Source organism: Aeromonas sp. S9(2024) (assembly GCF_041403185.1).
Lineage (GTDB): Bacteria > Pseudomonadota > Gammaproteobacteria > Enterobacterales > Aeromonadaceae > Aeromonas > Aeromonas enteropelogenes.
In genome coordinates this window covers 272,971-292,875 of the sequence record NZ_JBGLRE010000001.1, presented here as the reverse complement: position 1 = coordinate 292,875, position 19,905 = coordinate 272,971, and the positions used below count along the sequence as shown (strand labels likewise).

Here is a 19,905-nt window from a genome sequence, read left to right as displayed (position 1 = left end):
GCCTCAGGCTCAGAGCTTGAAGTGGGCCATCTCCTGGCGCAGCAGCCGTGACAGCTGCTTGAGCTTGGCCGCCTCCTGGGAGACGTGGCGCGCCGCCTCGCCCGACTGTTCGGAGAGGGAGGTGATATTGCCCACGGTGGAGACCACCTCGTTGGCGGCGGTGGATTGCTCGCGCAGGGTGTGGCTGATCTCCCCCATCAGGCCGGTCAGGTTGGCGGCGTGGCTCTGGATGCTGGCGATGGCCTCGCCGGTCTGGTTGGCCAGACTCACCCCGCGCGAGACGTTGTTGACCGTGAGCTCCATGCTGCGGATGGAGGTGTCCGCCCCGCTCTGGATCTTGCCTATCATGCCGGTGATCTGCTGGGTCGAGGCCGCCGAGCGGCTGGCGAGGTTGCGCACCTCGTCGGCCACCACGGCAAAGCCGCGCCCTTGCTCCCCGGCCCGGGCCGCCTCGATGGCGGCGTTCAGGGCCAGCAGGTTGGTCTGGTCGGCGATGCCGCGGATCACCTCGATGATGTCGGAGATCTGCTGGGTATGGTTGTTGAGGTCGGCAAGGCTGCTGGCGGCATCCCCCACCGTGCTCGAGATGTTCTCTATGCTGTCCAGGGTCTGTTTGATGACGCCGGCCCCCTGCTCCAGGGTATCGGCGGAGACCTTGCTCAGCTCGTCGGCATGGGTGGCGTTGTCGGAGAGGTGGCTGATGCTCACCACCAGCTCTTCAATGGCGGCCGCCATGGTCTGGGTGCTGCTCTGCTGGGAAGTGGCGAAGTGGGCCGTCTGCTCGGCAATCTGGGCAATGCTGTCGGCCGACTCCGACAGCTCGCCGCTGGAGTGGGAGACCTGGGCAATGATCCCCTTGAGGGTGGTCTGCATGCCGGCCAGCAGCGCGATCAGGCTATCTTTGGCCCCGTTCGGTACCTTGATCGGGCGGGAGAAATCCCCCTGTGCCAGGTTGTTCAACTCGCTTCTGAGCTGATCGACCGAGGTGCCGACCAGATCGAGCAGCGCCTTGTAGGTTCGCCACAGGAAGAACATCAACACCAGACCCAGGGCGATGAAGAGGTAGCGCAGCATGGTCGCGAGGCTTGCCGCGTCATCCACCGCCTGTTGGGTACGGGTCTCCATCAAGACGTAGAAGTCGTCGATGGGAGACATGATGCGCCCCTTGTTCTGGTGATAGGCCTTGTCATGCATCATGGCGATCGCCTGTTGCTGGTTGGCGGCCAGATCCCCATCCTGTTGCTGCACCAGCTTGAAGGCGGCCACCTCGGTGTTGACCAGGGCATCGGAGTTGTTCTTGGCCTCGTTGAGTTTGGCCATCTCCTCTTCGGTAAAGCCGGTGTCCTTCATCAGATCGATGAGGCTGCGGCGCAGGCCGCTGTCGGGTCGCGGGTTCTGGCCCGTGGCGGCGACAAAATCCCAATAGATGCGGTTGTAGCCTTGCGGCCGGTTCTGCTCCCCGTTGCGAATGGCCAGGATCCGCATGTACTGCTGTTCGTAGGCGGGATCCTTGGTGATCACATAGGTGCGGGCCAGCCGGGTCAGATCGTCGGAGGATTGCCTCAGCTCGTCGGCCAGCAGATAGGATTGGTAGCGTTGCTGATAGTTGTGTTCGAGCCTGCTTTCCGACCAGCTGTAGGCAAAAAATACCAGTGACAGCAGGATCAGGGTGACAACCGACAGCAGCAGGTTGAGCTGAAAGGCGGGTCTGTTTTGTTCCATGGTTTGAGCGTTCCTTATTCGCGCCAAAGATACCCCCTTGGGCAGACGGCAGAACCCGCTGTCTTGATGGGGTTTTATTTTTGTTGTGAGTATAGGTGGCTGGTTGGACGGAACAGGGTGCAGGCCAAGAAAAGCGATGTGACGCCGGGAGAGAGATGGTGAAGCAGGGAGATAAAGAGGGAATCCAGGCGGAACAAGGGAGCCGGGAGCCTGGCTCCCGGCCTTTTGATTAACGGGGGCCGATCACCAGATCGGTGAGCGGCACGGCGCAGCAGGTGAGGATCTTGCCTTCGGCCCGCTCGGCGGCCGTGATGGCGGGGGCATCCGGGTGCTCCACCTCGCCTTCGAGCAGGGTCTGCTTGCAGCTGCCGCAGATCCCTGCGCGGCAGCTCCAGGGCAGCTCCACTCCCTGCTTATGGGCCTGATCCAGCACGGTCCCCTGATTGTTGCCGGCAAAGGCGCGCTCGCCGATGCGCAGCTGCACCGCCTGATGGGGACGAGCGACCGAGAGAATGGCGCCACCAAAGCTCTCCTGCTGGATGCGTTCGGCGGCAACGCCCAACCCCAGCAGGCGAGCCGTGGCATCGGCCATAAAGCCGTGGGGACCGCAGACAAACACTTCGCGTCCTGCCAGATCTTTCACCTGTTTGAGGTGTTCATCGGCAAGCCGTCCCTTGAGCCCCTGCCAGTGCTCATCGGGCTGGCTCAGGATCAGGGTGAGGGTCATCCCCTGGCGCGCCATGGCGTGCAACTCGTGGGCGGCCGGAATGTCCGCCTCGCTGCGGCACAGGTGCATAAAGTGAACATCCCCGAGCTCTGCGCGCAAGCCTAAGGTACGGGCGATGGAGAGCATGGGGGTCACCCCCGAACCTGCCGAAAGCAACAGCAAGGACCGTCCTGCCCCCAGGTGAAATTCCCCGGCCGGGTCGCTTGCCAGCAGACGGTCACCCACCTGCAACTGCTGGTGCAGCCAGTGGGAGATGCGGCCATCGGCCACCTTCTTGACGCTGATGCTGTAACGCTCCGGCTGATCCGGGCTGGCGCTCAGGGTATAGCGGCGTTGAATGCGCTCGTTTTTGATGTCCAGGCTGATGGGCAGGTGCTGGCCCGGCAGATAATCCGGCAAGGGCTCGCCGTCGGCCGCCTCGAACCAGAAGGTCTCCAGATCCCGGGCCAGGGGCTCGCGGGCCACGCACACCAGCTCGCGCTTTTTCGGGGCCGCGTTGGGATAGACGGGGGCGCGGACGGTCTCCAGCACCTCTATCTCGCTGCCCGCCTCGATCCACCCTTCGTTCAGGGCCACCAGATTCTGGCCGAAATAGACCTCTCCATCCTCGCCCCGGCGATAGCGGGTGAGGGTGGCCAGCGGCTCTTTCAGGGCATTGAAGCGATCCGTGCCCGCCTCAACCGTGGTCATGATGCAGCGGCTGCACGGCTTGGCCACCAGAAATTCCACCTCGCCGATGCGGATCCGCTTCCAGCTGTCCTCCTCGAAGGGGCGAGTGCCGCTTGCCACCAGGTTGGTGCGAAACTGGCTCATCTGGTGCAGGGCATCGGATCTCAGGTTGAGATCCTCAAGCGAACCCTGGCTGATAAGCAGCAGGGGGTAGCCGTCGGCAAAGCTGACCCGGGTGCCTGTCTTCTCCCGAAAGCGGCTGGACTCTTCGCCGAGCCAGAGCAGCTGCACCCTTTCCCCTGCCACCCGGCTTAGCCATGCATCGGCCAGAGGGTGGGTATGCAGGGCATTGAAGTTGTCCTTCCAGACGCCGGTGGCCTGCGGAGTCAGGCTGAACTCGGTCTCCAGCAGGCTGAGCGGCTCGAACCCCGGATAGCGCAGCAGCAGGCCGCCATCAATGGGGGTGGCCTGCACTTGTTGCAGCTGGGGGTGGGTGCGGGCGGTGATGAAGGTGCTATCGGGCTTTACCACCATGTAGCGGCGATCCCCCAGCAGACCCTCCTCGGTGACCCGGGCGCGGGTCAGCGCCATGCCTGCGGTCGATTTGACGGGATAGAGATGAATGCTGTCGAGGGTTGGCATGTCCGGCTCCTTGTGACGTGGCTGCGTTGCCCGGGAAGAGGGCAACATAACGGTTTATGGCGTGAGCGGCAATTGCGGCAGGTTGCGGATTTTGGGGGTGGCGATGACAGGCCGCTGGCGCGTTCACGATGACGACCCGTTTGCATGGGTGCTACATGGGTCACAATTCGGACGCGATTGCCCATAAAATGCAACATTTTTTTGATCCCGATCGGCCAAGGCGTACAAAAAACAGTCCACTATCGGGTCAGCTTCCAGTTTCTGACGCTTTCGCTTCTTCCCCTTCCGGCCACCGTCTGCCCAGGCTACACGGTATCAAGCGCATTCGGATGGGGCCTGTCCCACAACAAGAAGAAAGCAATGTATGAGCAAACAACTGGATATGACCCCATTGCCGGATCTCTCCCTGAAAACGGGAACAGGCCCGGTGCGTACCCGGCTACCCGTTTGGCGGCCGGCCCTGCCACCCTGCAATCACGCCTGCCCGGCCGGTGAAAACATTCAAGCCTGGCTCTCCCTGGCCCAGGCCGGGCGCTTTGAAGCGGCCTGGCAGACCCTCATCGAAGAAAATCCTCTGCCTGCCGTCCACGGCCGGGTCTGTTATCACCCCTGCGAGAGCGCCTGCAACCGCGCCCGGGTGGATGAAGCCGTCTCCATTCACGCCATCGAACGCTTTCTTGGTGACGAGGCGCTGGCCCGGGGCTGGCAGCCTGCGCCCCCCGCGCCCGCCAGCGGCAAGAAGGTGCTGATCATAGGGGCGGGCCCCTCCGGGCTTTCTTGCGCCTGGCACCTCAACCGGCTCGGTCATCAGGTGGAGATCCGCGAGGCGGGCCCGCTCGCCGGCGGCATGCTGCGCTTTGGCATTCCCGCCTATCGATTGCCCCGCGACGTGCTGGATCGGGAGGTGGCCCGCATCCTGGCCGCCGGGGTGACGCTAACCCTCAACCACAAGGTGGAGGATGTGCTGCGTGAGCGCGACGAGGGGGGCTTTGACGCCGTCTTTATGGCCATCGGCGCCCATCTGGCCAAGCGGGTCGATATTCCGGCCCGGGAGGCGGGCAAGATCCTCGATGCGGTGAGCTTTCTCGAGCAGGCAAGCCTGGCCGAAGAGCAGGGGCTGCCGCTTCCCAAACTGGGGCGGCGGGTAGCCATCTACGGTGGCGGCAACACCGCCATGGATGCGGCCCGCACCGCCCGCCGGCTTGGGGTCGAGGAGGCGATGATCATCTATCGCCGCGACCGGGATCATATGCCGGCCCACGCCTTCGAGGCCGACGAGGCCGAGGAGGAGGGGATCAAGATCAACTGGCTGCGCAGCATTCGCCAGCTCGACAACACCAACATAGAGGTGGAGGTGATGGCGCTGGATGCTGAGGGCAAGCCGGTGCCCACCGGCCAGTTCGAGACCCTGGAGGCGGACTCCCTCATTCTGGCGCTGGGTCAGGAGGTGGATCTTTCCGTGCTGGAGAGCATTCCGGGCGTGCGGGTCAACAAGGAGGGGGTGGTTCAGGTTGGCGAAAACCTGATGACCGACGTGCCGGGTCTCTTTGCCGGCGGCGACATGGTGCCCTCCGAGCGCACCGTCACCATCGCCACCGGTCACGGCAAGAAGGCGGCGCGCCACATGGATGCCTGGCTGCGGGGGCGCCACTACCAGAAGATGCTCTCCTATCCGCTGGTGGGGCCGGAGCAGTTGCAGCTCTGGTTCCAGACCCATGCGCCCGCCAGCAGCCAGCCGGTGAAACCGACCTGGGCGCGGGACGACTTTGGCGAGATCATTGGCGGGCTGGACGAGACGGCGGCCCGCTACGAGGCGGCGCGCTGCTACTCCTGCGGCAACTGCTTCGAGTGCGACGGTTGCTACGGCAGCTGCCCCGAGCAGGCCATCGCCAAGCTGGGGCCGGGCCACGGTTATCGGGTGGATGCCGAGCGTTGCACCGGCTGCGGCGCCTGCTACGACCAGTGTCCCTGCCACGCCATTGAGCTGCGCCAACCACAGGAGTCCCTATGAAACACGAACTGATCATGGTCGACGGCAACGAGGCCGCGGCCTGGGTGGCGTACCAGCTGAGCGAAGTGTGTGCCATCTACCCCATCACCCCGAGCTCGACCATGGCCGAGCTGGCCGATGCCTGGGCGGCGGAGGGGCAGACCAACCTCTGGGGCAACATCCCCACCGTGGTGGAGATGCAAAGCGAAGGGGGGGCGGCCGGTACCGTGCATGGCGCCCTGCAGGCGGGGGCGCTCGCCACCACCTTCACCGCGAGCCAGGGGCTGATGCTGATGCTGCCCAACATGTACAAGATCGCAGGCGAACTGACCTCAGCGGTGTTCCATGTGGCGGCCCGTTCGCTGGCGGCGCAGGGGCTCTCGATTTTTGGTGACCATCAAGACGTGATGGCGGCGCGCAGCACCGGCTTTGCCATGCTTGCCTCCGGTTCGGTGCAGGAGGCGCAGGATCTGGCGCTGATTGCCCATAGCGTCACCCTGCAGTGCCGGGTGCCCTTTATCCACTTCTTCGACGGTTTTCGCACCTCCCACGAGGTGAACAAGATCACCGCCCTGCATCGGGATGAAATTCGCGCTCTTATCGACAACGACTGGGTGCGCGCCCACCGTGCCCGTGCGCTCAACCCGGATCATCCGGTGATGCGTGGCACCGCCCAGAACCCGGATACCTATTTCCAGTCCCGCGAGAGCGTCAACCCCTTCTACGAAGCGGTACCGGCGCGGGTGCAGCAGTGCATGGAGAGCCTTGGCAAGCTGACCGGCCGCCACTACCAGCTGGTGGAGTATCACGGCGCCCCCGATGCCACCGACGTCATCGTACTGATGGGTTCGGGGGCGGCCACCGCTCGCACCACGGTGGATTGGCTCAACCGGCAGGATCGCAAGACCGGGGTGCTGGTGGTGCGCCTCTATCGCCCCTTCCCGGTGCAGGCACTGCTCGATGCCTTACCCGAGAGCGTGCGCCGCATCGCCGTGCTGGATCGCACCAAGGAGCCGGGAGCTGGCGGCGAGCCCCTGCTGCTGGATGTGCAAAGTGCACTGATTGACGGCTTGCAGCGCGGCCTTATCAAGCGGTTGCCCTGGCTGAGCGGCGGTCGCTATGGCCTCTCTTCCAAAGAGTTCACCCCCGCCATGTGCGCCGCCGTGTTTGAGGAACTGGCCTCCGATGCACCGCGCCCGCGCTTTACCGTAGGGATAGTGGATGACGTCTCCGGCCTCAGTCTGGCCTGGCACCCCATCGGCGATCTGGAGCCTGCCAGCCGGGTGCGGGCGCTCTTCTTCGGCCTCGGCGCCGACGGCACAGTCGGCGCCAACAAGAACAGCATCAAGATCATCGGCGAGCTGGAGGGCTTCCACGCCCAGGGCTACTTCGTCTACGACTCCAAGAAGTCGGGCTCGCGCACCGTCTCCCACCTGCGCTTTGGCCCCGAGCCCATCGACGCCCCCTGGCTTATCGAGCAGGCGAGCTTTATCGGCTGCCACCAGTGGGGCTTTGTGGAGTCGGTGGACTTGCTCGAACACGCTGCAGAAGGGGCAACCTTGCTGCTTAACGCGCCTTTTGAGGCCGATGCGGTGTGGGATCAGCTGCCCGAGCGGCTGCGGGCCCGTATTCGCGCCCTCAATATCCAGCTCTACTGCATCGACGGGGATAGAGTGGCCGAGCAAAACGGCATGGGCAATCGCATCAACACCGTGATGCAAACCTGCTTCTTCGCCCTGGCCGGCATCTTGCCGCGGGATGAGGCGATTGCGCTTATCAAGGAGAGCATAGAGAAGAGCTATGCCCGCAAAGGGCCCGAGGTGGTGGCGCGCAACTTCGCGGCGGTGGACGATACCCTGGCCCACCTCTACCGGGTGAGCATCCCGGACGGGGAGGACGAGGCAGGCGACTATCCGCTGCCCCTGGCCCCCGGCGGCAGCGAGTTTGTCCAGCGGGTCACAGGCGAGATGCTGGCGGGGCGCGGCGATTTGATCCCCGTCTCCATGCTGCCGGTGGATGGCACTTACCCCACCGCCACCAGCCGCTTCGAGAAGCGGGACATCGCCCGCGAGATCCCGATCTGGCATTCGGATATCTGCATCCAGTGCGGCAACTGCGTCTTCGTCTGCCCCCATGCGGCGCTGCGGGCCAAGTTCTATCACCAGGACTGGCTGGCGAGCGCCCCCGAGGCGGCCCAGTCGGTGCCGGTGACCGCCAGGGGCTTTCCCGACAGCCGCTACACCTTGCAGCTCTATCCGGAGGATTGCACCGGTTGCGGCCAGTGCGTGCAGGCCTGCCCGGTGCGGGCCGGGGCTGATGAAGAGCACGAAGGCGAGCGCGCCATCGTCATGATGGACAAGGCGCCGCATCTGGCTGGCCAGAAGCAGGCGCTGCACTGGTTCGAAAGCCTGCCTTGGCCTGCCCGCGAGCGGGTGGATTTTTCCACGGTGCGCGGCGCCCAGTTCCTCGAGCCCCTGTTCGAGTTCTCCGGCGCCTGCGCGGGCTGTGGCGAGACCCCTTACCTCAAGCTGCTGACCCAGCTATTTGGCGATCGCATGCTGGTGGCCAACGCCACCGGCTGCTCCTCCATCTATGGCGGCAACCTGCCGACTACCCCCTGGGCCAAGAACGGCGAAGGCAAGGGGCCGGCCTGGTCCAACTCCCTGTTCGAGGACAACGCCGAGTTTGGCTTTGGCTTCCGTCTCACCGCCGATCAGCACCACGCCCAGGCGGTGGCGGCGCTGCAGGCCATGAAGGGAGATCTCGGTGAGGCACTGGTCGATACTCTCATCAATGCCCCGCAGCGGCTGGAGTCGGAGATCCGCGCCCAGCGGAGCCGGGTGGCGCAAGTGCGCGAACGACTGGAGGAGGTGCGATCAAGCCGGGCTCAGGAGCTGCTCTCGCTTATCGATCAGCTGGTGCGCCGCTCGGTCTGGATCATCGGCGGCGATGGCTGGGCCTATGACATCGGCTCGGCGGGGCTCGATCATGTGCTCGCCTCCGGGCGGGATGTGAATGTGCTGGTGATGGATACCGAGGTCTACTCCAACACCGGCGGCCAGATGTCGAAATCGACGCCGCTCGGTGCCGTCGCCAAGTTCGCGGCGGGGGGCAAGACGCTGGCCAAAAAGGATGTGGCATTGCAGGCCATCTCCTACGGCAACGTCTATGTTGCCCGCATCGCCTTTGGCGCCAACCCGCAGCAGGCGCTGCAGGCCTTGCGCGAGGCCGAGGCCTATCCGGGCCCGTCCCTTATCATCGCCTATAGCCACTGCATCGCTCACGGCATCGATATGGAGCAGGGGCTGACCCAGCAAAAACGCGCCGTGGCCTCCGGGCACTGGCCGCTGATGCGCTACAACCCGGTATTGCGCAGTGCGGGGCAGAACCCCTTTAGCCTCGACAGCCTGCGCCCCTCCATTCCGCTTGCCGACTACCGGGCCGAGGAGACCCGTTATCGGGTGCTGGCCCAGAGTCATCCGGAGGAAGCGCAGCGGCTGATGCAGGTAGCGCAGCAGGTGGCGTGGCAGAAGTGGGCCACCTACGAGGAGATGGCCACCCGCGAGGCCAGCCAGTTCCATCCACCGGTGTGAGGATGGGGGTAATTCTGTATAACGAAGCGGGCCAATGGCCCGCTTTTTTGTATTGGAAGATATGGAGTGTCGATAGGGGGAGGTATCTATCAATACGACATAAATTATGGCTGATGTGATGGTGGTTTTATTTAAAATAATATTGTTGATATCTTAATCGAAGCTGGGCAGGATATACGGTACAAAACAGGATTTTATATAAATACTTCTCGCATGATAAATTGACTTGACTGAACCTTGGAGGTGAGCATGCAAAACTCTTATACCTTATATGTAGCAACAGCAGCATTAGTTGCTGCATGGCTTACTGCTGCATTTGCATTTTTCTCGCAGTTAAACTCTAAACACACAAAGATATCTGATTTTAGACAAGATTGGATAAACAGTTTACGTACAGAAGTTTCTAGCTTTATAAGTAATTTCAATAAGTGTGTATTTATCCAAAAGAAAAGGGACAGGAACAGAACTCAGGATAATGAGATTGCTAGAAAAGAATTAGATCAACAGTTCTACGATACTTATGGTCTATTATTGCAAAATAAAGTCATGATTAGTTTGCGAATTAATAAGAATGATGCAAATAAAAACCTAAATAATTTTAATAAGAAATTGCTGAATTCATTGGATGATGCAGTGTCTGTATTGAATGATAATAAATGCCCTAACCATAATATTATTAATGACTCCATAATTAACTCGGCTAGTGGAATATTAAAGTTGGAGTGGTGTAGGGTTAAAAGAGGTGAGCTGGGGTTTGTTATCACTTATATCATTAGTTCTATTATCTTAATTTTAGGTATTGTAGGCTTGGCCACCATTTACTTAAAATTACCTCATGTATTTTCTTGACAAGAAATTACTAGGAATATCTTCAGGGTCTACTCGATGAAAAAATTGAACAATGATATTTTGGAATGAGTATTTGTTGTACGAAGTCTGCAGGGCGACGCTTTCTTTTTATGCCGTGGCAGGTAAGCTGCGGGGCAAATAGCGTCAAGCAGGAGAAGGGACGATGACAGAGCAACATATCGCCGGGACGATCGGTATTCTGGGGGCGGGTTGGCTCGGGCTGCCGCTGGCGCGGGCCCTGCTGGCGGCAGGCAAGCCGGTGGCGGTGACGGTCAGCAGCGCCGAGAAGGCGGTCCGTTTGCTGGGGGAGGGGATCCATGCCCATCCGCTGACGATTTCTGCCCATATGCCCGCCGCTGATAAAAAAGAGCAGTGGCCCATCCCCTGCGAATCGTTGGTTATCTGCGTACCGCCCAGCAAGACCGATGACTATCCGCATGCGGTGGCAAAGGCCTGTCAGCTTGCCAAAGCAAGCGGCACCCGGCGAGTGCTGTTTGTCAGCGCCACCTCGGTATGGGGCGCAGGCCAAGCGGAGGGTGAGCAACCCAAGCCGCGTCATGCCCGCGGCGAGCGGATGCTGGCGGCGGAGCAGGCGGTGCAGGCGGCCGGTTTCGAGTGCGTGATGATAGTGCGCCCCTCCGGCCTCTATGGCCCGGATCGTCATCCGGGGCGCTTTTTGGCCGGCAAGACCCTGGAAGGAGGCGCCCAGGCGGTCAATCTGGTCCATCTGGACGATGTGGTGGCCGCCTGCCTGCTGCTGCTTGAACGGGGCAAGGATGGGGATGCCTACAACCTGAGCGCGCCGGTTCATCCGCGCCGCGAGCAGTTCTATCCCTTTGCCGCGCGCCAGTTGGGGTTGCCCGCGCCGGTGTTTCTCGAGCCTGCCGGGGCGTTTTTGCCCATCGACGGGCTGCGCATCTGCGAGCAACTGGGATTCAACTATCGCTGGCCCGATCCGGCCCACTGGTTCGCCGAGCTGGCGGCCCGTGGCAATTGAGGTTTGCCAAGGGGCAGATCGCCCCCTATCATGCCGCCCATCCATGAGAGAGAGGCAGTAATGATGGTAGATACACAACGTCACCCCGATGGGGAGCTGTTGCTGAGAACTCTGGCGATGCCAGCCGATACCAACCCCAATGGCGACATCTTTGGTGGCTGGATCATGTCCCAGATGGATATAGGTGGGGGCATCATGGCCAAGGAGCTGGCAAAGGGACGTATTTGTACCGTATCCGTCGAGGGCATGACCTTTCACAGCCCGGTTAAAGTAGGGGACGTGGTCTGCTGCTACGGCCGCTGCATGAAGATCGGCCGCAGCTCCATGAAGCTCAAGCTGGAGGTGTGGGTCAAGCCGGTGCTGCGTGAAAACGACGCCCAGCGTTACTGCGTGACCGAGGGGGTCTTTACCTACGTCGCCATCGACGAAAACGGCAAATCCCGCCCGGTTCCGGTGAGCGAGTGATCAGAGCAACCGGGCATTGATGATGGATATTTCCTGCTCAAGCCCGGTTTTTTGCCGTATCATGCGTTCCAGCATCTCTTCCGACCCGACGTATTGCAGGGTGTCAAACAGGCAGAGATCGCACTGCGGGTCCCGTCTGATCTGGTAGACGGTGGCAAGTTCCACTTGATGACAATTTCCTTGTTGATCATAAAACGTCACGTTGTACCTGAGTTCTTTCGCCATGGGGGCATCTCCTCCTGGTTGAGCGGAACGGGAACTTATCAGCTTAGTCGGCACTCATGACGTTTGTGATGGTCACAGCACAATGCAAAGTAGCCAATGAAAAATAGTTATCGCATTCTGGGTACCTCTCTGCTGACCCTGGGGTTGGTGGGCTGTTTCGACGTGCCGGATCAGAACCATCTGGTGACCGCGCAAGGAATCGTGCCGGATCTCGATTGCCAGCGCCCGCCACTGGTGGCGCTGGCGACCACGGCGCTGCCGCGCGAGTTCGGCATTACCGTGTGGAATCTCTACAAGGGGCAGCGCAAGAACTGGCGCGAGGGGATGGATCAGTACGCCAAGGGGCAGGATCTGGTGCTCTTGCAAGAGTCGGCGACCCGTCCCGAGATGCTCGACTGGCTGCGCGCCGGGAATTTCCAGTGGCAGCAGTTGCAGGCCTTTACCCAGGGTTCTGTTTCGTTTGGCGTGATGACGGTGGCCAAGACCCCGCAGGCGTTCGTCTGTGGCGTGCGCTCTCCTGAGCCGCTGCTGCGTATCCCCAAATCCGGGCTGGTGAGCCTCTATCCGCTACAGGGCGATCCTGATGGCGTGCTGGTGATCAACCTCCATGCGGTCAACTTCGAGCTGGGGATGGCCACCTTCCGCGAGCAGCTCAACGATCTGACCGCGCTGGTGCGCCGCCATCAGGGGCCGGTGATCCTGGCCGGGGATTTCAACACCTGGAGCGACAAGCGCCAGTTCTGGCTAAACAAGCTGGTGGACGAGCTGGGCCTGCAGGAGGCCGTGCCCGTGCCCGACTTGCGCCGCACCGCCTTCGGCCGCCCGCTCGATCACCTCTACTACCGCAATCTGGACCTGGTGGAGGTGAGCTCGCCCGCGACCGATTCCTCCGATCACAACCCCATCGTTGCCCGCTTCGCGGCCCAGTCGCTGACCCCCTGACAAGGGATGATGTGCGAGTTTTGCCCATAAAAAATCCGGCGCCATTGGCGCCAGATTTTTTATACGCTGCTGGCGGCTTGCCAGCACGGGATGACCCGCAGGAATTACTGGTAGAGGCCCAGATGCTCTTTGGCGTAGGCTTCGAAATCGGTGCAGCCACCGATGTGCTGCTCGTCCAGGAAGATCTGCGGCACTGTATTGACCGGCTTGCCGGCGCTCTTGGCCAGATCTTCCTTGGTGATGCCTTCTGCATGGATATCCACGTAGCGGAATTTGAAATCGTCGCGCTGCTCGACCAGCTGCTCGGCGATCTGCTTGGCGCGGACACAATAGGGGCAACCCGGGCGACCAAAAATCACTGCAAACATTTTATCTCTCCGTTATGGGGTCGTTAATTGAGGCTGGGCCCAGCATAGCCTCGCCTCGTGCTGACTTAAAGCTGAAATTGTCGATACCCTGCTGCGAGTGGCTCTATCGGCTCAACCCTGTGTGGCGAGCAGCCGAGAGAGGCTCTTTCGCTCGTCGTTTCAAGCTGGGGCAGAGTTTTATCGGGGCAGCCTTACCGCTGCCCCCTGCTACTGGGTCTGTTACTGGGCGGCAATCTGGATGGGTTGCTGCTGATAGATGCTCTCCAGCACGCCTTTTTCGAACACGGTCCAGGGCCAGGGCGCCTTGCTGGCACGATAGCGCTCGTGGGTGGTCGGATCCTGCGACAGGCCGCGCTGGAAGATGACGAAGGCCTTGCGCTGGCCACCGGCGGTGTCGATGAAGCCCGCCAGGTTGGAGGTGCCTGTGATGGTGCCGGTCTTGGCATGGACCTTGTTTTTCATCATGGGGGCAGTGACGCTGCGTCGCCAAGCCAGGGTGCCATCCACCTGGGAGCTTGGCAGCAGCTTGATGAAGTCGAGCTCGGCATCATTTTTCTGGATGAAGTTCAGCACCGACAGCATCTGGCGGGCGCTGATGAGATTGTGAGCAGAGAGGCCGGAGCCGTCGGCCAGGGTGGCGTTGCCAAGGTCAATGCCGTGCTTGGTGAGGATGGCGCGCACCGCCATGGTGCCGCTGCGATAGCTACCCGGCTTGTTGTAGTAGTGGCGGCCAACGGTTTTCAGGAAGGTGTCGGCGTAGAGGTTGTCCGATTTCTTCAGCATCTTGGCCAGCATGATGGGCAGGGAGACCGAGTAGTGGGTCGCCAGGGTCTGGGCACCGACCGGTGCCTTGTGGGTGATCCGCAGCAGACCGTCGTGCTTGATGCCGGCCCGGTCCATCGCCCAGCGGATGTTGTCCCAGCCCCAGGCCTCCACGTCGTGGATGGCAAAGCGCAACCCCTGGGGCTCCTTGTTCGGGGTGATACAGCCCTTGAGCTCATAGAAGTTGCCCTTGGCCATGTCCACCTCCAGGGCGCAGAACTGGCGCGCCATGTCGCCATAGCTCATCACCTCCACGTTGTCGGCACCGACACCGATGGCGACGCCTTTGGCGACATTGCCCACCGCCGGCTTGCCGATCTGGGTGGCGGTGATGGTGGCGTAGGCGCAGTTCTTGTCGATGATGACGGAGGAGACGGGTGCTGCGAAGCAGAGGGTCTGATCCCCCCACGACCAGCCATTGCCGCGCTCGTAGCCGTTGTAGGCGCCGGTATTGACGTAGACATTGCCATTGATGCGGTTGATGCCGAGCTGCTTGAACAGGGCCAGCAGATCCATTTTCGACAGGGTGGGGTCACCGACGAAGTTGATCCAGATATCGCCGTTGATGGCGTTGCCCTGCTTGGCACCGGGCTCGGCCTGGATATCGGTGGCGAAGCGGAAGTCGGCACCCAGCTCCAGGCGGGCGGCCAGGGCGGTCAGCACCTTCATGGTAGAAGCGGGGGCAATCATGTCATCCGCGTTGCGGGCAAACTCAATGCCGTTGTTGCCCTGCACTATGATGGCGTACTGGCCACCCTTGGGCGGGGTGAGCGGGGTGGCGTGAACCGCCATGGAAACGAGGGCGCAAAAACCAATCAACAGCCGCAGCATAGGATCCTCAAACTTGATGAAGGGCGTCGGCAGTGGAGTACCGACTCTGATAATCGACGATGTTCATCTGCCGACCGGCGCTCGTCCTCAATAGAGGGCGTTGGCAGTTCGATACCGGCCGTCATAATCAAAAATTTTCTCTTTCACCTGCCAAAAACGTCCTGACTTGCGCGCGATGACGAAATCCGGGTGACGGAACTGGCCGGATACGGCCAGCACGCTCTCCAGGGTGGCAAATTCGGGCTCCAGTCCCGGGGCGGGCCAATGATGACGCACAAAGCGCTGTTGAAACAAGCGCCGTGCGCCGACGGAGTGAAAAGCGAAGTATTCGCATAGGGTAAGGCCATCCTCGTCGTGATAGGTCACCTCCAGCCGCTCCCCCTGTTTGCCACGGCCAGCGGCCAGAGTGAGGCCGGCGCAGCGGATCACCATGCAGTCCTTGAGATTGAGCGCTTCTTTAAGCTTGTCGTCCGGATCCACCAGCAGCTGATTGCAGCTCTGGCAGCGGCGGGCGGCGATGTCGTTTTCGGCGCCGCAGGCGGGGCAGATCTTGGCTCGAAAGCGGTAGTCACACTCCTCGCGGTGGCCCTCGTCATCTTCAAACAACCCCTGACAGCGGCGGCCGTAGTGCTCTATGACCTTGCCCTCTTCGTCTGTCTTGCCCCAGAAGGTGTTGGCAAAGCCGCAGGCGGGGCAGGGCACCTGCACCGGCTCGGTGCCGGCGTGGGGCCTGGGTTCCCCCACCTCGGGGGCAAACAGGTTGAAGTTGTTGCCGGCATAATCGAGCACCAGGCAATCGGTTTTGCCCGGTGACAGGCGCAGGCCGCGCCCCACTATCTGCTGGTAGAGCGACACCGACTCGGTGGGTCTGAGCATCACGATAAGGTCGACATGGGGGGCGTCAAAGCCGGTGGTGAGCACCGCCACGTTGACCAGAAACTTGAGTTCGCGGGCCTTGAACGCGCTGATAAGGGCATCGCGTTCCGGCCCCGGGGTTTCGCCGGTGATCAGGGCTGCTTTCTCTCCTTTGGCACCCAGCAGGCCGTGAATTTCACGGGCGTGTTCGACGGTGGCGGCGAAGATCATCACCCCCTGGCGCTCGGCGGCATACTCCAGTACCTGGCTCAGAATATGGGGGGTGACCCGCTCCTGACGCTTGAGCTCGCCGTTGAGATCCGCCTCGCTGAACAGGCCGTTTTCCCGCGCTACCAGCTTGCTGAAGTCGTAGTGAACGATGGGGGCATCTACCATGCGCGGCGGCGTCAGGTAGCCGTTTTTCACCATGAAACGCAGGGGCAGCTCGAACACGCAGTCGCCAAACAGCCGATCCCCGTGGCTCTTCACCATGCCGTGGTAGTGGCGCCGGTAGATCCAGCCCAGACCCAGTCGATAGGGGGTGGCGGTGAGGCCGAGGATCTTGAGGGCCGGATTAGCGGCCTTGAGGTGTTCGATCACCTGATGGTACTGGCTGTCGTCATCGAGCGAGACCCGGTGGCACTCGTCGATGATGAGCAGGGAGAAGGCGCCATCGAAGGCCGCCAGATTACGCGCCACCGACTGCACCGAGCCGAACACCACCTGGGCGCTGGCCTCCTTGCGAGACAGTCCGGCGGCGAAGATGTCGGCCTTGAGCCCCCAGGCCTCGTACTTGGCGTGGTTCTGCTCCACCAGCTCCTTGACGTGGGCCAGCACCAGCACCCGGCCGCGAGCTTTTCGCGCCAGCTCGGCGATCACCAGACTCTTGCCAGCCCCGGTGGGCAGCACGATGACGGCGGGATCCGGATGTTTGCGAAAGTGGCTGATGACGGCGTTGACGGCGTCGGTTTGATAGGGTCTGAGAACGAACATGGGGAGACTGGCTGCTGCAAGATGGCGCCATTATAGGGATTCGGTTTTTAAATGTCTGGCTTAAAAACAGAGGGCCGGCAAGCGCGGCCCTCTGGACAGGAGATGGCAATGAAGCTTAGTGGAAGGGGAACAGGTAGTTGAGCCAGCTCGCCATCCGCAGCAGCACTTTGCGCATGATGGAAACATGGTGGAAGTGGTGGGTGTAGATGGCCGCCTGGCCGCTGGCACCGGCAATCACCTGATACTTGGACCACTCGGGGTCGGTGATCTTGATGGTGACCGGCAAGCGACCCGGGCGCTGGGCGGTGCTCTGGTCCAGCAGACCTGAGTTGGCCTGTACGTTACCGGCGGCGATGGCGGGCACCACGACAGTGACTTCGCCCTTGAAGATCTTGCCGGGAATGCCGTCGATCACCACTTCGGCCTCGTCGCCAACTTCCAGTCGCTGCATGCTGTTTTGCCAGAACCAGCCCACGTAGTAGTTCTCGCTCTGGTGTACGAAGGTCATGACGGGGCGATAGAGGTAGGGGGTGGCAATCATGCCCGGACGCAGCGCCAGTTGCAGCACGAAGCCATCGGAGGGGGCAAGCACCACCGTCTGCTCGAGGTCATAACGGGCTTTCTCCAGCTGGGCCTGTACGTCGTTGACCAGGGCGCGCTGCTGATCGAGCTGGGAGACCAGATCGTCGACATTGGCCTGGCTCACGTCGAGATCCCGCTGCTTGCCGATGCCGCGGCGCAGCAACTCCTGGGCGCGGTCACGATCCAGCCGGGCGGAGCGCAGGCGTGCGTCGATGGACTTGATGTGATCCTGGTTTGACTGCAGGCGGGCCTGCAGGCTGGCAACCTGCTGCTTGAACGGCGTGTCGTCGATACGGAACAGCACGTCCCCCTGTTTGACCTGCTGGTTCGGTTTGACGGGCACCTCCACGACGCGCCCCTTCACCAGCGGCACTATAGGGGTGGAGATATAGTAGTTGCGCGCCATTTCGGAGTAGGGGTGGTTGTAGTTCATCAGCATGATCAGGGTGCCGATGATCAACACGCCCCCGAGTACCGCCGTCGGTACTGTCCACTTGTTGAGCGGGATACGGAAGATTTTGAAGATGGCCACACAGATGGCCGTGTAGGTCAGGATCAGTAGCAGGTCCATGGCTTATCCCTTTTGTTCGCTCTGTTCGATATGGTTGAGGCGGTTTTTCAGCTCGGCCAGCTCCTCCCTGAGGGCGGCGAGTTCCTCTTCATCCTTTGCCAGACGCTTGTTGAAGCCCCAGCCGCGATCGGGGCGGTAGAGGGTTGCCCAGATCCAGAGAAAGGGCCAGAGGACATGGAGGGTGAAGAGACTGACCCAACCGGCGACATGAATGGCGTCCTGATGGGGGTGGTCGCGGTGCTTGGCTATCTCGTAGGGAATATCGTGGATCACGATGATGCCGTAGAAGATGACCAACCCGACAAACACGAGCAGACCGAGTGCAAAGTAATCAAGGGACATGTAGACCTCCGGCGGCTTGAGCACCCATTGATAATTGGTTTTTGTTGCCACTAAAGCAATTAATAATCACATCGTTAACGTGATATCGCCCGACATGATAATGCGGAAAGCCTGATTTGGGATGGGGTTTTCAAGGAAGGGCGTTAATATTGTTTTCATCAAAAAGGGGGCCGCACGGGCCCCCTTTTGATTCAGGTGTTATTTGCGTCAACTCTCGCTGGTCTGGCTCACCAGTGGCTGGCGGAACTTGATCAGGAAGGTGGCGGTGATCACGGCAGTGGCGACCAGACCGATGATGGTGGAGATACCCATCTCCAGACCAAAACCGATGGGGGCGTTGGCCAGGTAGGTGAACACCACGGCAGTCATGAACATGGCCGGGATGGTGCATACCCAGTGCAGCTTGCCCTCCTTGATGAGGTAGGCGGCAGCGGCCCACAGCATCATGACGGCGGTAGTCTGGTTGGCCCAGCCGAAGTAGCGCCAGATCACCCCGAACTCGGCCTTGGAGATGATGAAACCGAGGACAAACATGGGGATGGCGATCAGCAGACGCTTGGCCATCGGCTTCTGGGTCAGGTTCAGGAAGTCCGCCACGATGAGGCGGGCGCTGCGAAACGCGGTGTCACCCGAGGTGATGGGCAGGATCACCACGCCGAGGATGGCCAGGATGCCGCCAACGGTGCCGAGCAGGCTGGTGGAGACTTCGTGTACCACGGCAGAGGGACCGCCGCTTGCCAGGGTGGCGTTGAGCGCTTCAGTGCTGTCGTAGAAGGAGAGACCCAGGGTGCACCAGATGAGGGCGATGATGCCTTCACCGATCATGGCGCCGTAGAAAATGAAGCGGCCGGATTTTTCGTTCTGCATGCAGCGCGCCATCAGCGGGGACTGGGTGGCGTGGAAGCCGGACACAGCACCACAAGCGATGGTGATGAAGAGCAGCGGCCACAGGGGCAGATCAGTCGGGTGCAGGTTGGAGAAGTCCATCCCTGTGTTGTAGAAGCCCTTGCCGGAGACGATCAGGCCGATGATGAGGCCGACCGACATGAATACCAGCAGTGCGCCGAAGATGGGGTAGAAGCGGCCGATGATCTTGTCGATGGGCACTATGGTCGCCAGGATGTAGTAGGCGAAGATGGCCATGATCCAGTAGACCAGATCGGTGGAGGTCAGGTTAGCCAGCAGGCCTGCCGGGCTCAGCACGAACACCACGCCCACCAGCATCAACAGGACTACGGCGAACAGGTTCATGAAGTGCTTGGCGGCGTTGCCCAGGTGCTCACCGACCACGGTCGGCACCGAGGCGCCCTTGGCGCGCACCGACAGCATGCCGGAGAAGTAGTCGTGTACCGCACCGGCGAAGATGCAGCCAAACACGATCCACAGCATGGCGACCGGACCATACAAGGCACCCAGGATGGGGCCGAAGATGGGGCCGACGCCGGCGATGTTGAGCAGTTGGACCAGATAGACTTTCTTGTCCGACATGGGGACATAGTCAACCCCGTCCGCCATGGTGATGGCGGGGGTTTTCAGCTCGGGTTTCGGGCCAAATATCCGTTCGATGAATTTGCCGTATACGAAATAGCCGGCTACGAGCAAGCCGACGCATAGGAAGAACCAGACCATTGTTACGCTCCTGCATTGTTATTCTTTGATGTGCATGAGCAGTCTAGCGGGGATGGGCGCTGCCGGCAGTGGAAACGGGACGAGCGGCGCC

The 19,905-nt window shown here is 61.3% G+C and carries 15 protein-coding genes; 6 read left to right on the top strand and 9 right to left on the bottom strand.

Translation table 11 applies throughout. The features are described 5' to 3' along the window. Positions 1-9 precede the first annotated feature (9 nt). Together ACB028_RS01245 and ACB028_RS01240 are read right to left on the bottom strand one after the other, a co-directional pair. Positions 10-1,722, bottom strand: a complete 1,713-nt coding sequence (locus ACB028_RS01245; RefSeq protein WP_042072046.1) for a methyl-accepting chemotaxis protein — start codon at positions 1,720-1,722, stop codon at positions 10-12. Positions 1,723-1,951: 229 nt separating this feature from the next. Beyond that, entirely contained in the window at positions 1,952-3,760 is a 1,809-nt protein-coding gene (locus ACB028_RS01240; protein WP_371143295.1) for an MOSC N-terminal beta barrel domain-containing protein, read from the bottom strand. 364 nt (positions 3,761-4,124) lie between these two features. Here ACB028_RS01240 and ACB028_RS01235 point away from each other — a divergent pair, with 364 nt between their 5' ends. From ACB028_RS01235 to yciA, 5 genes are all read left to right on the top strand, one after another. Then, on the top strand, positions 4,125-5,771 hold the full coding sequence (locus ACB028_RS01235; RefSeq protein ID WP_371143294.1) for an NAD(P)-binding protein: 1,647 nt from the start codon (positions 4,125-4,127) through the stop codon (positions 5,769-5,771). Further along, a complete protein-coding gene (gene nifJ, locus ACB028_RS01230) occupies positions 5,768-9,343 on the top strand; it encodes a pyruvate:ferredoxin (flavodoxin) oxidoreductase (protein WP_371143293.1) in 3,576 nt (1,191 codons plus the stop codon). The genes ACB028_RS01235 and nifJ overlap by 4 nt, the downstream gene beginning before the upstream one ends. A 249-nt stretch (positions 9,344-9,592) precedes the next feature. Next, entirely contained in the window at positions 9,593-10,192 is a 600-nt protein-coding gene (locus ACB028_RS01225) for a hypothetical protein (protein WP_371143292.1), read from the top strand. Between the two features lie 163 nt (positions 10,193-10,355). Next, positions 10,356-11,189 (top strand): NAD-dependent epimerase/dehydratase family protein, encoded by an 834-nt coding sequence (locus tag ACB028_RS01220; protein ID WP_371143291.1) that lies wholly within the window; start codon positions 10,356-10,358, stop codon positions 11,187-11,189. Positions 11,190-11,249: 60 nt separating this feature from the next. Continuing rightward, positions 11,250-11,654, top strand: coding sequence for an acyl-CoA thioester hydrolase YciA (gene yciA / locus ACB028_RS01215; protein ID WP_042025585.1), 405 nt, complete (start codon positions 11,250-11,252; stop codon positions 11,652-11,654). Here yciA and ACB028_RS01210 read toward each other — a convergent pair whose 3' ends face one another. Then, positions 11,655-11,879 carry a hypothetical protein gene (locus ACB028_RS01210; protein WP_026458683.1) on the bottom strand — a complete coding sequence of 75 codons (225 nt, stop codon included), beginning with the start codon at positions 11,877-11,879 and terminating at the stop codon, positions 11,655-11,657. Between the two features lie 96 nt (positions 11,880-11,975). On the opposite strand from ACB028_RS01210, the gene ACB028_RS01205 reads away from it, so the two are divergent. Continuing rightward, a complete protein-coding gene (locus ACB028_RS01205; RefSeq protein ID WP_042072039.1) occupies positions 11,976-12,821 on the top strand; it encodes an endonuclease/exonuclease/phosphatase family protein in 846 nt (281 codons plus the stop codon). A 104-nt stretch (positions 12,822-12,925) separates the two neighbouring features. Here the strand turns inward: ACB028_RS01205 and ACB028_RS01200 are convergent, their stop codons facing one another. The 6 genes from ACB028_RS01200 to ACB028_RS01175 all read right to left on the bottom strand — a co-directional run bounded on the left by ACB028_RS01200 (position 12,926) and on the right by ACB028_RS01175 (position 19,814). After that, a complete protein-coding gene (locus tag ACB028_RS01200) occupies positions 12,926-13,189 on the bottom strand; it encodes a GrxA family glutaredoxin (protein WP_026456982.1) in 264 nt (87 codons plus the stop codon). Positions 13,190-13,408: 219 nt separating this feature from the next. After that, entirely contained in the window at positions 13,409-14,842 is a 1,434-nt protein-coding gene (dacB, locus tag ACB028_RS01195; protein ID WP_371143290.1) for a D-alanyl-D-alanine carboxypeptidase/D-alanyl-D-alanine-endopeptidase, read from the bottom strand. A gap of 87 nt (positions 14,843-14,929) precedes the next feature. Next, entirely contained in the window at positions 14,930-16,690 is a 1,761-nt protein-coding gene (locus tag ACB028_RS01190) for a DEAD/DEAH box helicase (RefSeq protein WP_371143289.1), read from the bottom strand. A gap of 115 nt (positions 16,691-16,805) precedes the next feature. Beyond that, positions 16,806-17,843, bottom strand: a complete 1,038-nt coding sequence (locus ACB028_RS01185; protein ID WP_026457467.1) for an HlyD family secretion protein — start codon at positions 17,841-17,843, stop codon at positions 16,806-16,808. Positions 17,844-17,846: 3 nt separating this feature from the next. Next, on the bottom strand, positions 17,847-18,185 hold the full coding sequence (locus tag ACB028_RS01180; RefSeq protein WP_026457466.1) for a DUF3302 domain-containing protein: 339 nt from the start codon (positions 18,183-18,185) through the stop codon (positions 17,847-17,849). A gap of 207 nt (positions 18,186-18,392) precedes the next feature. Beyond that, positions 18,393-19,814, bottom strand: coding sequence for a carbon starvation protein A (locus ACB028_RS01175; protein ID WP_042025591.1), 1,422 nt, complete (start codon positions 19,812-19,814; stop codon positions 18,393-18,395). Positions 19,815-19,905: the final 91 nt, after the last annotated feature.

What these genes read in the sequence shown, in the direction of transcription:
- ACB028_RS01245 (WP_042072046.1), bottom strand. Translation starts at nt 1,722, where the DNA reads ATGGAACAAAACAGACCCGCCTTTCAGCTCAACCTGCTGCTGTCGGTT.
- ACB028_RS01240 (WP_371143295.1), bottom strand. Translation starts at nt 3,760, where the DNA reads ATGCCAACCCTCGACAGCATTCATCTCTATCCCGTCAAATCGACCGCA.
- ACB028_RS01235 (WP_371143294.1), top strand. Translation starts at nt 4,125, where the DNA reads ATGAGCAAACAACTGGATATGACCCCATTGCCGGATCTCTCCCTGAAA.
- nifJ (WP_371143293.1), top strand. Translation starts at nt 5,768, where the DNA reads ATGAAACACGAACTGATCATGGTCGACGGCAACGAGGCCGCGGCCTGG.
- ACB028_RS01225 (WP_371143292.1), top strand. Translation starts at nt 9,593, where the DNA reads ATGCAAAACTCTTATACCTTATATGTAGCAACAGCAGCATTAGTTGCT.
- ACB028_RS01220 (WP_371143291.1), top strand. Translation starts at nt 10,356, where the DNA reads ATGACAGAGCAACATATCGCCGGGACGATCGGTATTCTGGGGGCGGGT.
- yciA (WP_042025585.1), top strand. Translation starts at nt 11,250, where the DNA reads ATGATGGTAGATACACAACGTCACCCCGATGGGGAGCTGTTGCTGAGA.
- ACB028_RS01210 (WP_026458683.1), bottom strand. Translation starts at nt 11,879, where the DNA reads ATGGCGAAAGAACTCAGGTACAACGTGACGTTTTATGATCAACAAGGA.
- ACB028_RS01205 (WP_042072039.1), top strand. Translation starts at nt 11,976, where the DNA reads ATGAAAAATAGTTATCGCATTCTGGGTACCTCTCTGCTGACCCTGGGG.
- ACB028_RS01200 (WP_026456982.1), bottom strand. Translation starts at nt 13,189, where the DNA reads ATGTTTGCAGTGATTTTTGGTCGCCCGGGTTGCCCCTATTGTGTCCGC.
- dacB (WP_371143290.1), bottom strand. Translation starts at nt 14,842, where the DNA reads ATGCTGCGGCTGTTGATTGGTTTTTGCGCCCTCGTTTCCATGGCGGTT.
- ACB028_RS01190 (WP_371143289.1), bottom strand. Translation starts at nt 16,690, where the DNA reads ATGTTCGTTCTCAGACCCTATCAAACCGACGCCGTCAACGCCGTCATC.
- ACB028_RS01185 (WP_026457467.1), bottom strand. Translation starts at nt 17,843, where the DNA reads ATGGACCTGCTACTGATCCTGACCTACACGGCCATCTGTGTGGCCATC.
- ACB028_RS01180 (WP_026457466.1), bottom strand. Translation starts at nt 18,185, where the DNA reads ATGTCCCTTGATTACTTTGCACTCGGTCTGCTCGTGTTTGTCGGGTTG.
- ACB028_RS01175 (WP_042025591.1), bottom strand. Translation starts at nt 19,814, where the DNA reads ATGGTCTGGTTCTTCCTATGCGTCGGCTTGCTCGTAGCCGGCTATTTC.